The sequence below is a fragment of the Salsuginibacillus kocurii DSM 18087 genome (genome assembly GCF_000377705.1).
Lineage (GTDB): Bacteria > Bacillota > Bacilli > Bacillales > Marinococcaceae > Salsuginibacillus > Salsuginibacillus kocurii.
In genome coordinates, this window is the sequence record NZ_KB898625.1 from 259,893 (window position 1) to 274,067 (window position 14,175).

The following is a 14,175-nucleotide window of genomic DNA, read 5'->3' on the forward strand; positions in this document are numbered from 1 at the left end:
TTACCCCACCTTTTTCAATTCCGGTGTTTCTTCTATTTCTTTTGCTTCTGCCGTTAGTTTCGATAATACCACGTAAATGACCGCGGCACCCAGCACTCCGTTTACCGGTGGAATGCCCGGCACCCACTGTGAAACGGCGACCCCGCCTGCCCAGGCATATAAAGCGACCCAGTTCACCGCTTTAAAGCGCATTTCGTTTAGTTTTGGATAGTTTCTGCGTCGTACGGAGAAATAATCCGCTAAAATAATCGCGCCAATCGGCGGCAGCGCAGCCCCCAGCACATTTAAGAAGTCGACAAAGTTGTTGTGAAGCCACATCGCGAAAATCGTACCTACGATGCCGTTAAAGATCACGATTTTCTTTTTATCAATCTTGGTAATGTTCGAGAAGCCAAGCCCGGACGCGTACAACGCGTTGTCGTTCGTTGTCCAAATGTTTAGCCCGAGGACGAAGATGGCCGGAAGAATCAAGCCCTGCACAAACATCACTTCGGAAATATCCGACTGTCCGGTCGCAATGACCCCGACCGCGCCGAAAAGAAACATTAACGAATTTCCGATGAAAAAGGCGATCATTGTTGTGGCCACGGCTGAACGCTTCGTTTTCGCAAAGCGCGCAAAGTCAGGCGTCAACGTGCCGCCGCTGATAAAGGAGCCGATGCAAATCGTAAGCGCAGCCGCCAGACCGAGCGTTTCCACAGGCTGGTAATCCATCAGCCCCTCCAGACCGCCGGCTGTCTCTGCGGCTTGAAACATGGACGTGCTGCCGAGAACCGTAATTGCCGGCACAGCCACAAAACTTAACACCGCTAACGCCTTCATGCCAAAGAAGGCGGTGACCGTCATAAGCAGGCCTGAAATAAAGATTAAGAGATACGTATCAATCCCTGTTGCGGTATGAACCGGAATCGCAAACATCGCCACCCCGACCCCGAACCAGCCAACTTGTGTCGCCGCAAGCAGGAAAGAAGGCAAATACGATCCCTTTTCCCCAAACGCATAACGGGCAAGCAAGTGCGTGGACAGCCCCGTTCGCGCGGCAATGTAAGCCAAAGACGCCGTGAAAAGCCCGAGAATCAAGTTACTCGCCAGAATAACTCCGATCAGCTCCATCAATGTGAGCCCATTCCCAAGCTCCCCGCCTGCCAGCATACTCGCCGAGAAAAACGTAAACCCAAGCATCACCACAAGCATCTTCCAGAAACCATTTCGCTGACTCTGCGGCACTTCCTGCAACGAAAAATCCGAGTCTGTATGTTTCATGAATGCATTCCTCCAGTTTCATAGTGTGTAAATGAAACTGGTACCAAGGCCATAAAAAAGCTCCCTGCCATTTCTGACAAGAAGCTCATTTACCTCATGATGAAACCAAAGCGCACGCCGCCCCTGCGTATCAACGTATACACGCAGCCCACAGCACGGCACTCGGCCACCACCATTCCGCTGTCCTTGTCAGCCTCACTGGACTGAATTAAAGGTACCAGTATTTAATTAATAGTTATTATTACAGGGATGTGGGGGACTGTCAATGGGAGAGGTTTTATTTTATCCAAATCTTATGCACCTTCAAATTTAAACTGAGGGAACCTCCCCCTTCCTCCTATACATCTCCCTGTCCGCATGCTGGATTAATTCGTTGAAGGTATACCCATTTTCTGGATAGACAGCGTTTCCAATGGAGGCGCCAAAGGATGAGAGGTCGACAGGCTTATTGTTTTCCAGCTTGGTTTGAAAAGTGCGGATAAAGTGCTGCTGCTCTTCTTTTGCAGCGTTGGGTGCGAGAATGATAAATTCGTCGCCGCCCCAGCGGGCAATGAGGTAGTCCTTTTTCGTTATCCTTTTTAACAGTCCAGAGACATCGCGCAAGACTTTATCGCCTTTGATATGGCCGTAGTTGAAATTGTCGAGATCCACGAGGAGAACACCTAGTTCTTCGTTTCGTTTGTCAGCGGCTGCTTTCATTTTTTCAAAGGCTTTTTCCAGGGTTGCGGTTATATGTACCGGTGAGGGGGTCCTTTTCCAAATAATATTTGGCTTTGTCGTATTGCTTGCCGCACCACCAGGCAATAAGCAGAAAAATGACGGTCAAGACAAAGAAAGTCCATTCAAAAGGAAGCCCTAAATACTCGTGGTAATAAAAATATCTTAATATATTGAATTCGCTCACCACACCGACTGCCGTGATTCTTCCTCTTAGCCCCACACGTGATACTCGCTTCAATTCGTTGTATGTTGCTTTGCGTTTGAATGTTTCTTGTTACGCTTCATGTCATAACATCGAGGACGCCAAAGCCTCAAGCTTAGCGCCCTCACATCCTACGAACCAGCCGGGTTCATCGGCATCTTTTTTGTCTAGCCCTGACTTCAGCTCGGCGGTGCCAGTGTTGCCGGCCAGTTTTGTTAGCTTTATTCTTAGGCCCCCCGACTTAAAAATGAATATACAAAAACCAGTTATCTAGAACGAGCTTTACCAAAGAGAACCAGAACATACATTCTTGATATTTTAACCTAATACGCCAAATAAATGATATAATGGGCATGTTATAACGTGAATTTGGGCGGGTTGGCTCATCCCCGGAGAAAGGGGGTGATGCCATGAATACTTTTGAACGTCTAGAGCTTATCCGAGTACTTGTTGAAATATCTACAAGTCTTATCGATACACTCGTAAACAGTCTTTTAGCCCTAGTTACCGCTGGAGCTGTTGGCGTTCAAGCATATAGGTATTTGAAACACAAAAAAGACCGCCCAAATCATTAGCGGAGACGAGCGGTCTTTTTTGGACTGAGCCGATCCGCAAAAGGATCGTTATAACTGGTCGTCCATGTGGTCGCATGGGCGACCTTGTTATTAAGATATAACATTTTGAACTGAATTATTCTTCTTATTGTTATCATACTATTCCCATTTATTTTCGTCAATAAAAGTGAAAGGCGCATTAAACGATCCACTGACACGCCCCATCAACCGCCGTGATTCTCCTTCTGCTTCCTACATCTCGTACCTCACCTTCATTCTGTTCTATCTCTGTCTAAACGTAAGTTAACGTTGGCATCCAGCTATTGACAAATAACAACAAGGACGCCAAAGCCTCAAGCTTAGCGCCCTCGCAGCTCCTACTAAAGTTTTCTATTCAAACATTGCCTGGACTTTCGGCACGACGTGACCGGCTCCGCCTCGGCCCTGCACGTCTTCTACCATCATCGCAACAAGCAAGTCTTCATCTTCATAGTCGTAGCCTATGAACCAGCCTAGTTCATCGGCATCTTCTTCGTCCAACGCCGATTTCAGCTCGGCGGTGCCCGTTTTGCCGGCCAGGGTAATGTTCTCATCATATACATCATTTGCGGTACCGTCCGGGTCCTCGACGACCGCGATTAATGTCTCTTCAATGATTTCGGCGGTGTCTTCGCCGATGAGGTTTTCTTCCCAGATGTTTGTTTCGCCGTCATCGATCAAGGTCGGCTGCATCATATCTCCGTCCTGGCTGAACGTCGTGTACACAGCGGCCAGATGAATCGGGTTCATTAACACTTCGCCCTGCCCAAAGCTCGTGTCAGCGAGCAGCACCTCGCTCTCGATCCCTTCATTGCTCAGGCGCGAGGAATAAACGGGATAATCAATCAGGTTGTCTTCGGTGAAGCCGAACGCCTCGCTCCAGCTTTCCATTGCTTCGGTCCCCAGTTCAAGCCCTTGTTCGGCAAAATAAATATTGTCGGAGCGCGTCATTGCTCTGCTTAAGTCCACTTCCGTATCCTCTTCGTTGACGCGGCGCACGCGGTAGCCGCCCCAGTCGTCGCGCTCCCAGTACTCTCCTTCAATGGTCAGGACTTCATCAGGGTCGAGCGTCCCTTCTTCGATGCCGGCAGCTGCGGTGATCGGTTTAAAGACAGAGCCCGGGACGTAACGCTGGCCAAAGCGGTTCAGCATCGGTTCCTTATCGTCTGTCTGCCAATCTTCCCACTGCTCCTCGCTTACGCCAAAGACCATTTCTTCCGGGTCGTACGCCGGAGTATTCACAAGCGCTAGCAGTTCACCGGTGCCAGGGTCCATCGCTACCGCAGTGCCCGCTTCGCCTTCCATCTCCGCGGCCAAGTCCTGCTGGGTACCTGCATCAATCGTCAAGCCAATATCTTCACCGTGTTCGACTTCTCGTTCGACAGGCTCAGCGCGAACATTGCCTTCTTCATCACGAACCTCGATCACCACGCCGGGCTCGCCGCGCAGCTCTTCTTCATAGACGCTTTCAAGACCGGATTTACCAATCGTGGAATGCTCTGTATAGCCGTCCCATTCTGCTTCTTCCAATTCTTCAGCTGTAATCGTGTTGGCATATCCGGTTAAATGAGCCGCTTTTTCACCTAACGGGTATAATCTGGCTTCACCAGTATTCAAGAGGACGCCGGGAATGTCGAGCAAGTCATCCACTCGTTCATCATTTTGTGGCAGTTCTTCGAGCGGTACGAAGCTATCGTCCTGTACCCAATCCTGTGCTAAGGCTTGCTCCACCGCTTCCTCGCTGAGTCCGAGAATGTCGGCTGCTTCTTCCTCACTTTCTTCTTCCAGTTCACCCGGAATCAGTCCGGCTTCGTAGATCTCTCCATTTAAGGCCAATCGATCGCCGTGACGGTCGAGGATGTCTCCTCGCTCCGGTTTAACGGTGCGAGCCTGAACCGTGTCGGAAGCCTCTTCCATTCCCGCAAATAAATGATCGTGTCGGAATTCGATCAGCCAATCCGCTTCTTCCTCCTCGTCTTCCGGCTTAACCGCTGTGACTTCCGTTTCATACGCTAGTTCACCAGCCACGGTTTCCATCTCTACTTCGACCGGATAAGTGATTTCTTCGAGTTCTTCCAAATCAATCTCTTCTTCTTCAAAGTCGCGCGATTCAACGTTTACATCAATATCCTCCAATCCTGTTTCAGCAGCTATTGTTTCGGCACGCTCTACAAATGTCTCCCTGTCTCCAGCTCCATGGTTCGCAGGGTCAACAAGGGTTGCATACATCTCTTCATAGTTGTGGGCTTCCCAGCTGTCTGTGTACCTTTCTATTGTCAGTTCAGGGTTGTCTGTTTCGGCTGTACATGCAGTCAGTAAAATAAAAAGAAGAAGCCCTACTCCGTAGTACGCTTTATATCGCATCATATCGTTCCTTTCTGCTACTTTTCACGTGCTATGTTTTACACCGTTTGGTTCTTTGCATAATGAGGAGGCAGGGAAATGGGGATAGAACCTATTCTATGAAAAATGTACCAATTTATCATAGAAAATGGTATGATAATTGTATCTATTTTTATTGTAATATACGAGGCGCCACAAAGCCATCAACCTACTTTTGTAACAAAAATTGAATGCGCTTACACTTCATTGAGTGACCATTCATTCATTACCCAGGGACTACATTGTCTGTCGTCGGCGCTCGGACCATCATGTTAGGAGGGGTTTTATGCACGCGGTACAACATTTGCTGCAGCAAGATTTAAAGACAAAAAATACCTTGGCACTTATTCTTTTTTCCATTTCGTTGGCTGCTGGCGGGTCGCTTACCTTTGTTCAGGGAGAGATGGGGGCAGCGCTTCTATACGGGGGGCTTCTTCTTTTGCTTGTCAGCCTCTATGGTTTGTTCCGGTTCCTTATGGATAAGGAGCATGTTTTCCCGTATTCGTTAATCGTGATTGCCTATCTGTTTATCGCGGTTTACATTAGTCTTCTAGACGGTGGCACAGCAGTTGTTTCCATTTTATTCTTTCTTTTGTTTTTGTCTACCTTACATATGTATCCGTTCCTTTTTTGCATAGGGTTTATTGCTGGCGGGGCTGGCTTGTATTTCAATTCCTTTTATACGACGGCAGAGGCTGCTGTGCTGCAGGAGAATTTTCCTTCGTTGCTATTAGCCTATATTCTAGCAGGTGCTCTGGCTTCAGGATTGATTTACTTGAATCGCAAACAGATGCGGCAGTTAGAATCACTTCTACTAGAAAGTGAGAAGCTGAGTCATGAAAAAGCACAGGAACACCTCCGCTTACAGGAAAATGTAAATAAAATGATTGGAAACATCTCCACCGTCAATCACAGTGTGCAAGACAATGTGAAGTCCCAGGCTGACATCACCGCTGCGATTGCTGAAATTGCAGCAGGAAGCAGTACACAAAGCGAGAAAATCAGTTCCATCTCAGCTCATGCCCAGCATACGGCCACGCAAATGGCGACGCTGCGTGAGGAAACGACTTCTATTTCAGGAGATTTTATGCATGCCAATGAACTGGCACAATCAGGGTCTGCCCACGCTGCGGAACTCGCTGAGAACATGACCGGTCTGCAACAGGAGATCGGTTCATTAAACGAAGCGTTCCATGAGCTTACAGAAAAAATTGCCGAGACCGATACGTTTTCTCAAGCGATTATTCAAGTGAGCGAACAAACGAATTTGCTTGCATTGAACGCTTCTATTGAAGCGGCCCGGGCCGGAGAGGCTGGGAAAGGCTTTTCCGTGGTAGCAGATGAGATACGCAAATTAGCTGAAACAACCAGTGACACAGCTGAAAAAATTACGGCCAATTTAAATCAAGTGAATCGGACCAATCAAGCAGCGGTGGAAAAGATGCAGACGAGTAATACGATGGTAGCGAGCCAAGATGAGAAAACAAGTAAAGTCCATGAGGCATTTGAGACTTTCTCCAGCTTGGTTGACAGCTTGAATGAAAAAGTATCATCCTTTGATGAGCTGGCTGCCACCGTGCAGAATCAATCCCGTGAAGTAGATGCTTCCACCGAGGAGCTGGCTGCCATTATTGAAGAAGCTTCAGCTGGTATCGAAGAAGTAAGTGCGACTATGGAAAATGTTAGCAAACAAAACGAACAAATCGGCTCAGATATGAAAGATACCGAAGCCGTGGTCACGCAGCTGACCACGGCAGAAGAAACTTCCGCTTCCTAAAGAAAACTTGGCAAAGCCAAGCCTACGGCGTAGGCTTGGCCTTCGTTGCACGTATACCGTGTCTTTCAACGATTTATATATTCTTACGGGATAATAAAAACGCGCTCTCCGTTTTGGAGAGCACGCTTTTTCAGGTAAGCTTGGGGCAAAGATGGCAGTACCTACAGAGGGCAACGGATTCAAGACATCGAACTGGTCACGAGCTCGGCTAACGGCTGCGGTTTAGAAAAGAAGAAGCCTTGCACTTCGTCACACCCTACCCTGCGCAACGTTTCAAGCTGCGAGGCAGTTTCTACACCTTCCCCAATCACTGTTAACGAATATAAATGAGCAATGTCTACAATGCTCTTCATTAAACCGATGTCCCTCTCATTATCTGGTTCCACTTGTACGAGGGAAGCATCTAGCTTCAACGTATCGATTGGCAATTCTTTAATGTAATTTAACGAAGAATAGCCTTTACCAAAGTCATCAATCGCTACTGATATATTTTTAGACTTGATCTGTTCTAACTTTTGCGATACAAGCTCGATATTTTCCAGCATATGACTTTCTGTAATTTCAAGTTCAAGCGGTGGATGCACACAATCGGCTGAATCAATCGTCTCGAGAATTTGTTCAGAGAATCCAGGTTGATTAAAGGTGTAAGAAGATAAATTAACACTAATTTTCACCTGGCAGCCAGAGGATTCTTCATTAAGTTTGGCCCCTTTTAAGCACGCTTCTTTTAACACCCAATTGTCTAAGGCAAGCATTAAGCCGGTTTCTTCTGCCAGTGGGATAAACTCACCGGGGGAAATATAGCCCATCTTGGGATGGTGCCAGCGCAATAAGCTTTCGTATCCGGTTAGTACGGTCGTCTTCGCATCATACTGGCCCTGGAAAAATAATTCAAGTTCTTCCTGTTGAATGGCCTGGGCCAAATCCTGGATCAAAGTCGCCCGCCGTTTTGAAGATGCATTTAATGTTGGGGTGAAAAACGTATATTGCTTTTTTCCTTTTTGTTTTGACTGTGCCATCGCAAGCTCGGCTTGTTTTAGCAAATCGTTAATCAGCTGGTCGCTGGCCGTTTGATTGCTGATGCCCATACTAGCGGAGATATAAATCGGAACATCGGTGGCCGGCGTATAAAAGGGCTGATTCAAGCTGTGCAAAATCTGAGCACAGTACGAGTCAAGCTCTGTTGGCGTGATGGTTCGAAACCAAATGATAAACTGGCCGCCAGATATCCGGGCTATACCTACATGACTCCCTACTGTATCCATGATACGGCGAGCGATCTGTTGCAGCACGATATCTCCCTGAGCATGGCCATGGGCATCATTGACGTACTTAAAATTATCTAAGTCTAAATAAATAACCGCAGCGTTTTCTTCTTGCTGAGGTTGTAAATATTGGTCGACAAAATGATGATTATACAAACCGGTTAGTTCATCGTGTACCGCCTTAAATTCTAAATCCAGCGTTTGCCCTAAAAAGGAAGCCATCAATTCAAGGGCTTTTCGTTGCTCCGCAGAAAAAGACACCGGTGTATGTGAGATTACGCTGAGCGTCCCAAAGAGGTTTCCATTGCTAAGGATGATGGGCGCTCCTATATAGCTCGCGATATCCCAATGTTCAATAATCTTAAGACGAGAAGAAAGTGAATGCTGTTTTGTATCTTCTATTGCTAGCACTTCTCCTTTTTCACAACGGATAAATTGGCAAAAGGATTCTTCTAAAGGGAGGCGTTCCCCTGCTTTAATTTGTACTGCTTCTTGGTCTTTTTGGTATGCTTTAATAACTAATAAACCAGTATCATTTGTATGCGAGATTAATAATGTGGACCTCGGGATAAGAAGGTTAAGCGCCTGCAACACATCTTCGGCTGATTTATCAAACGTTTTATAATACGAGACTTCCGTTTCTGGTATATACATTTCCTCACCCTCAGCTAGCTTGATGTAGTCGTTTCTCCAACAGAGCGGGATATTAAAATAACCTTGTATTTAAAACCATCTTACGTTTATTGTCATATAGCACTTACTTGTAAAACAATGCGTCAACCTTATGTATTTTACTAGATTAAGAGTTTGGTATGTTAGCGCAATGTCAATCCCTTACAATGCTCACATGCATAATTCTATATTTTCGTCAAAATTCCTGCTATCCTTTTCTATTTCCTAAATATTTTACATGTAGACGATTGACTTAAATGCCATGTTAAGGCGAACAGGTCTGCAAAATCTGTGCGAACGCTTCATCCCGCTCTTCCCATGCCCCTTGCCGTGTCCATTCTAAAAATTCCGGCTTCAACAGCTGCGCGAACAGGTTCTTCCGCTTAACCGGGTCAGTAACCGTTCGCATTATTTCTTCCCGGCACTCTGCCAAGAAATGAACATAATCCTCGTACGCGTCGTCAAATTGCTCTTCAAGCGCGCGTTTCGTGTGTTTGGCCAGACTCGGGCTTGCTCCATTGGTGGAAACAGTAACGGTGAAATCCCCTCTTTTCACCATTGCAGGCACGTGAAAGGTGCTTAGAGCAGGGTTGTCGGCTACATTGACAAGCTGAAATGGGGCAGCAGCGGAAGCTATTTTTTTGTTAACCTCTGCCTGGTCGGTCGCAACAAAAATTAAGCGCGCCCCTTCCACATCTTCCGGACGGGCTTCGCGCTTTTCCCACGTTACGTGTCCTGCTTCTGCCCACATGTCAATTTGTGACGTGACACAAGGCGCAATCACGCGCACCTCAGCTTTTTCTTCTAGAACGTGCTTGATTTTCCGCTCGGCTACTGTGCCGCCGCCAGCAACAAGAACGTCCCAGCCTTCAATCGCTAGTTGAATCGGATAACTCATTGCTATTCCCCCGTCCGGTCCGTGGTTTCTCCTTTTAATGTATTATACCTTGTGCCAGGCCAGCAGAACACTCTATTCTTCTGTTCTTTTCTGAATGCTCCACCCTAAGAATATACCGGTCACTAAAGGCAGTATGCTGACGAGAAAAGCCGCAGGCCACGATTCAAGCATCAGCATCGGCAAAAGCATTAAGATGGTAAAAGAAGCTACAAAAAAGACACCACTTAACAGCAGCGGCGTAAAAACAAACTGCCACCGCCCCGCTCGTTTCCGCTCCATAACTGCTGAAGGCACCCGCAACAGAAGGCCGATCGCAAACGCTAAAAGCATCATTAAAAATAAATCGGCAATAACCGGCGCCATCCCTTCATTGGCTGTGAGAATGAATTCCTCATTCATGAAAAGACCCCTCCCTGTTTTTAGTCTATATTCCCTTTTTCCGCTTTAGCTAAAATGGAAGAAGCAGCTAGCTTCAGCTTAGCCAGCGAGCCTGGAATGTATGCTTTTTCCAGATGGTACGGGCCTCTCATATAAAAAAGGAGCTTCACCTGTATAGGAGAGCTCCCTGACCGCTGGCGGCCGTTTTCGTGCTTTTGTCATAAGGGAGTGGAGCCCCTTGGCAGCAGCCCGTTCTCCCGTTAGTTTTCTTCATGGCGCTCGGCGATTTGTTCTTCACCGAAGGTATCAATCACTAGATCACTGGCATAACGAACCTTAATCAAGCCGACATCTTCTTTAAAGTAACGGTACGTCTCTTCTTCAAATTCCGTTTCGATCGCTTCTACCTCTTCGCCTTGATAGGTGACAGTGGTCGTTTCCGGCGGCACGTTGGCCACGAAGTAAGGCTCATCCGAGTTCTCTTCTTCTTCAAGAAGGTCGCGGAGCACGTCTTCAGCATCTTCCTCTTCTAGCCGGTCGCGGATTTCCGTGTACTTATCAAGGTCTTCTTCGGTGTAACGATGCGTCTCGATCACTTCTTCTTCCTCTTCATCCATTTGCATAACCGCGTAATGGCCGAGGGCGTGGCCTTGATGTCCTCTTACCAGCCAGGCACCGTCAACACTAGCCAAAAACTCTTTTCCTTCACCCAGTCCTGTCGCCGGTCCGTCCGTGTCATAATCTTCAAACACCCGGTAATCCTCCGCTAATTCGGAAAAAGAATCCGGACTTTCTTCATCTTCGCCAGGCCTGAACGATTCATCGAACACACGGGCTAAAAAGGTGGAGAACTCAGCCCGGGTGGTTGATTGACCGGGTTCAAAGACTCTTTCTCCGCCTCCTTTATAGCCGATTGAGATTTGATTGGCAGCAAGAGCATCAATCGAACTGTAATACGGGTTGTTCTCATCTACGTCCGCGAACTCATAATCGGCACTCCCTGCGCCAAGCTCAAACGCCCGGTCAATGAGAGCCGCCATTTGGCCGCGCTCTAACGGTTCGTCCGGCAAATAATTCCCATCCGGCGTGCCGGAAATGACACCTTCATCGGCTACGGCTGCTGCGTAATAATAGGCATAATGATCCTCGGACATATCATTGAAACCAGGGTTCGGACGGTCCGTTGTTTCCAGATCCAGGGAACGTGCCATCATGATGGCCGCATCCGCCCGGCTTACCTCATTGTTCGGTGAAAAGGTGCCATCCGGGCTGCCTTCAATAATTCCCTGTCCCGTTAAATAATCAATTTCCTCATATCCCCAAAAATCAGCGTCTACATCGCTGTATTCCGTCTCAGCATTACTATGAGCGGGAGCCAGTATCGTGGCTGAGAGAAAGAACGCGAGCACTGCACCGGTTGTCCACTTTCTTTTCATTTGTCTCCCTCCCTTAAAATTCGTCTGACTCTATTATAACTTTTTTCCGAATGTTCCGAAACCGGTGTTCTATGCTTTATCTTCAGCATGCCGCCTGTTTTTTTTCTTATTGATCCGATGTTCCAGGAAGCGCTCTCCATATATCGTCAGCACAATCGCAGCAAAAATAAGCAGAATGCCGCTGACCTGCCAGCCCGTTAAAATGTCGTTGAAAACAAGCACCCCGATCGCAATCGCCACCACCGGTTCAATAATCGAAAGAATCGCCGCCCGGCTTGATTCCACATAGCGAAGTCCTGCCGTATATAGCACGTAAGCAAGTGCTGTCGCAAATAAAGCAAGGCCGATGCCGTTCACCCATACGCCCGGTTCAAGAAAGGCACTGCTTTGATTCCATAAAGCGCTTGTCGGCAGGAGAAACAGCGCTCCAAAAAGCATGGAATAGGCAGTAACCGTGAGTGAATGATAGCGGCCACTTACTAATTTTCCAAAAATACTGTAGAGGGCATAAAAGAACCCTGACGCGATGCCAAACAGCACCGTCAACACTTCAATCGAATCTGCCCCGACTGGCAGCAACCCGACGGTAAAACCGCACCCTGCCAGCATGACAATGAGCGCGAACGCTTTTGGCATCGTAAAAGGCTCGCCGAACGTAAAACGTGCCAGCACAGCCACAAAAATCGGCCCCGTATACAACAGGACTACAGCCAGCGACACATTAGCCACATCCATCACCGTAAAGAAAAAGTAATTAAAAAAAGCAATGCTGACGATCCCTGTACCGATAAAATACGGAAGATCTGCTATTCGGACCCGCAAAAGCTGTGGTCGCCATACGGCAAGCAGCCCTGTAATTAACACAGCTGAAAACGACAATCGTATACCTACAACTTGCCAAGGCGTAAAACCATATGTATATAAATTCTGGACAAACAGGCCGGTAATCCCCCACAAAGCCGCCCCTAGTAACACGAGTAAATAAGCTAGACGCACCGACATTTAAAAGGCCCCCTTGTTTTCTCACTCACAACATCCATATTAGCAGAGAACCTGCCGCCTGTTGAGCCTTTTGCATTTGCTGATTAACTTTTTTGGAAAATGGTGGATCCATTGCATAATGGAGAGGGTCGAGGAGAGGTGGTGGCGTGAGTTTCTTTGGTTGTGGCGTCGCCCTCTCCGCTTGTGGCGTCGCCCTCTCCGCTTGTGGCGTAACTCTCTCCGCTTGTGGCGTCGGCCTCTCCGCTTGTGGCGTCGCTCTCTCCGCTTGTGGCGTCGCTCTCCCCGCTTGTGGCGTCGCTCTCCCCGCTTGTGGCGTCGTCCCTTTTCCTTGTGGTGTCATTGCGGTTACGTTCATCTGTGGCGTAACGAGACCAAAGCTCAAAAAGAGTTTTCCATAAAGCCTGATGAAGCATCTGCTTTTCCCCCAAGCATCTATATAGCCAATTCTTTTATTTCGTAGTAGACTGAACATAAATACCTACCAACTGGTTGGTAGTTAAAAGGACGGTGACATTGATGGCAAAACGAGAGGAATTATTGCAAGCGGCTTCCCGCGTTATTGCTGAACAAGGTGTGAAACGACTTACGCTTGATAGGGTGGCGCAAGAAGCCGGCTTAAGCAAGGCAGGGCTCATTCACCATTTTCCCAGCAAGGAAGCACTCATTGAAGCGATGAACGCGCAGGTGACCGCTCAATTCGCGCATGAAATTGAACAGTCGTACCAGGCAGAAGGCTCCTATAACCGGGCGTATTTAAACGGTTCCTTAAAAGAACTGAACGGACCCGATACATTAAATATTAAAAACAGCATTTTAGCAGCGCTTGCCACCAATCAAGACCTGCTTGCGCCGTGGGAAGAAGAATACAGCCGCCTTAAAAACGTAATGGGACAGGAAAACGTGCCAAGCGAGCTTACGGCGATTATCCGCTTAGTCAGCGACGGACTTTGGTTTGCGAAAATGTTCGATTTAGAACCCGTCGACCTTTCCGAACAGGAGCGCATCAAGTCCTACTTGTTTCACTTGCTCGAACAGGAAGAATCCAAGGAATAGGGGGATGTTCAATGTGGGAATATCTATATCTAGCTGCTACTGCGTGGCTGCTTGGCTACGTTCCTTTTTTTGAAATTTACTTGGCCATACCTGCGGTTATGATGATGGGTTTTGATCCCGTCTCTGCTGTGATTTGGGGCGGGCTTGGTAATTTCATGGCTGTACCTACCATTCTTTTTTTTCATAAACAGCTGGCCAAAGTGCCAAGGCTGGGCAAGTGGCTTCACTCCTTAGAAAATAACCGCTTCCGCTCTCATATTGAAAAGTATGGGGCCACGATGGTGGTCGTGCTTACAGTGGTGGCCGGGGTGTGGGCGATGGCTGCTATCGGCCGTGTGCTCGGGTTATCGAGGCTGAAACTGTCACTTTCATGCGCTTTAAGTATTGTACTCTACAGCATCTTAACAGCTTATGCCGTGCAAGCCGGTTTAGACTGGTTTCTTTAAACGGCGATATCTATGTCGGTGCCGCGCTTCTGTTATCCTCTCAAGCGAGGGCCGGGGGAAGCAATTTGGACGTTATAGCGAAAAAGTG

Annotated in this window: 13 protein-coding genes; 4 read left to right on the plus strand and 9 right to left on the minus strand. The window is 47.7% G+C overall.

Annotated elements, in window-relative coordinates; all coding sequences use genetic code 11:
* Window positions 1-1,263, minus strand: a complete 1,263-nt coding sequence (gene codB, locus D469_RS0107885; protein WP_018922846.1) for a cytosine permease — start codon at window positions 1,261-1,263, stop codon at window positions 1-3.
* A 309-nt stretch (window positions 1,264-1,572) separates the two neighbouring features.
* Entirely contained in the window at window positions 1,573-2,067 is a 495-nt protein-coding gene (locus D469_RS21035; protein ID WP_276202157.1) for a GGDEF domain-containing protein, read from the minus strand.
* Between the two features lie 528 nt (window positions 2,068-2,595).
* Here D469_RS21035 and D469_RS22015 point away from each other — a divergent pair.
* The gene (locus D469_RS22015) at window positions 2,596-2,760 is read left to right on the plus strand and encodes a hypothetical protein (RefSeq protein ID WP_018922849.1); all 165 of its coding nucleotides are present in this window, start codon (window positions 2,596-2,598) and stop codon (window positions 2,758-2,760) included.
* 369 nt (window positions 2,761-3,129) lie between these two features.
* Here D469_RS22015 and D469_RS0107900 read toward each other — a convergent pair whose 3' ends face one another.
* A complete protein-coding gene (locus D469_RS0107900; RefSeq protein ID WP_018922850.1) occupies window positions 3,130-5,145 on the minus strand; it encodes a penicillin-binding transpeptidase domain-containing protein in 2,016 nt (671 codons plus the stop codon).
* Between the two features lie 301 nt (window positions 5,146-5,446).
* Here D469_RS0107900 and D469_RS0107905 point away from each other — a divergent pair, with 301 nt between their 5' ends.
* Window positions 5,447-6,937, plus strand: a complete 1,491-nt coding sequence (locus tag D469_RS0107905) for a methyl-accepting chemotaxis protein (protein WP_018922851.1) — start codon at window positions 5,447-5,449, stop codon at window positions 6,935-6,937.
* Window positions 6,938-7,116: 179 nt separating this feature from the next.
* Here D469_RS0107905 and D469_RS0107910 read toward each other — a convergent pair whose 3' ends face one another.
* From D469_RS0107910 to D469_RS22435, 6 genes are all read right to left on the minus strand, one after another.
* Entirely contained in the window at window positions 7,117-8,856 is a 1,740-nt protein-coding gene (locus D469_RS0107910; RefSeq protein ID WP_018922852.1) for a sensor domain-containing phosphodiesterase, read from the minus strand.
* A gap of 283 nt (window positions 8,857-9,139) precedes the next feature.
* On the minus strand, window positions 9,140-9,772 hold the full coding sequence (locus D469_RS0107915; protein WP_018922853.1) for a precorrin-2 dehydrogenase/sirohydrochlorin ferrochelatase family protein: 633 nt from the start codon (window positions 9,770-9,772) through the stop codon (window positions 9,140-9,142).
* 72 nt (window positions 9,773-9,844) lie between these two features.
* Complete coding sequence (locus D469_RS0107920) at window positions 9,845-10,171, minus strand: hypothetical protein (RefSeq protein WP_018922854.1); 327 nt, start codon at window positions 10,169-10,171, stop codon at window positions 9,845-9,847.
* A 239-nt stretch (window positions 10,172-10,410) separates the two neighbouring features.
* Window positions 10,411-11,586, minus strand: a complete 1,176-nt coding sequence (locus D469_RS21045; RefSeq protein WP_018922856.1) for an S-layer homology domain-containing protein — start codon at window positions 11,584-11,586, stop codon at window positions 10,411-10,413.
* A 69-nt stretch (window positions 11,587-11,655) separates the two neighbouring features.
* Window positions 11,656-12,588, minus strand: a complete 933-nt coding sequence (locus tag D469_RS0107935) for an EamA family transporter (RefSeq protein WP_018922857.1) — start codon at window positions 12,586-12,588, stop codon at window positions 11,656-11,658.
* Between the two features lie 25 nt (window positions 12,589-12,613).
* On the minus strand, window positions 12,614-12,970 hold the full coding sequence (locus tag D469_RS22435; protein ID WP_205621064.1) for a hypothetical protein: 357 nt from the start codon (window positions 12,968-12,970) through the stop codon (window positions 12,614-12,616).
* Between the two features lie 134 nt (window positions 12,971-13,104).
* On the opposite strand from D469_RS22435, the gene D469_RS0107945 reads away from it, so the two are divergent.
* Window positions 13,105-13,641, plus strand: a complete 537-nt coding sequence (locus D469_RS0107945) for a TetR/AcrR family transcriptional regulator (protein WP_018922858.1) — start codon at window positions 13,105-13,107, stop codon at window positions 13,639-13,641.
* A gap of 11 nt (window positions 13,642-13,652) precedes the next feature.
* Window positions 13,653-14,087 (plus strand): small multi-drug export protein, encoded by a 435-nt coding sequence (locus D469_RS0107950; protein WP_018922859.1) that lies wholly within the window; start codon window positions 13,653-13,655, stop codon window positions 14,085-14,087.
* Window positions 14,088-14,175: the final 88 nt, after the last annotated feature.

What these genes read in the sequence shown, in the direction of transcription:
- D469_RS0107905 (WP_018922851.1), top strand. Translation starts at nt 5,447, where the DNA reads ATGCACGCGGTACAACATTTGCTGCAGCAAGATTTAAAGACAAAAAAT.
- D469_RS0107920 (WP_018922854.1), bottom strand. Translation starts at nt 10,171, where the DNA reads ATGAATGAGGAATTCATTCTCACAGCCAATGAAGGGATGGCGCCGGTT.
- D469_RS0107910 (WP_018922852.1), bottom strand. Translation starts at nt 8,856, where the DNA reads ATGTATATACCAGAAACGGAAGTCTCGTATTATAAAACGTTTGATAAA.
- codB (WP_018922846.1), bottom strand. Translation starts at nt 1,263, where the DNA reads ATGAAACATACAGACTCGGATTTTTCGTTGCAGGAAGTGCCGCAGAGT.
- D469_RS0107935 (WP_018922857.1), bottom strand. Translation starts at nt 12,588, where the DNA reads ATGTCGGTGCGTCTAGCTTATTTACTCGTGTTACTAGGGGCGGCTTTG.
- D469_RS0107915 (WP_018922853.1), bottom strand. Translation starts at nt 9,772, where the DNA reads ATGAGTTATCCGATTCAACTAGCGATTGAAGGCTGGGACGTTCTTGTT.
- D469_RS0107900 (WP_018922850.1), bottom strand. Translation starts at nt 5,145, where the DNA reads ATGATGCGATATAAAGCGTACTACGGAGTAGGGCTTCTTCTTTTTATT.
- D469_RS21045 (WP_018922856.1), bottom strand. Translation starts at nt 11,586, where the DNA reads ATGAAAAGAAAGTGGACAACCGGTGCAGTGCTCGCGTTCTTTCTCTCA.
- D469_RS0107945 (WP_018922858.1), top strand. Translation starts at nt 13,105, where the DNA reads ATGGCAAAACGAGAGGAATTATTGCAAGCGGCTTCCCGCGTTATTGCT.
- D469_RS22015 (WP_018922849.1), top strand. Translation starts at nt 2,596, where the DNA reads ATGAATACTTTTGAACGTCTAGAGCTTATCCGAGTACTTGTTGAAATA.
- D469_RS0107950 (WP_018922859.1), top strand. Translation starts at nt 13,653, where the DNA reads ATGTGGGAATATCTATATCTAGCTGCTACTGCGTGGCTGCTTGGCTAC.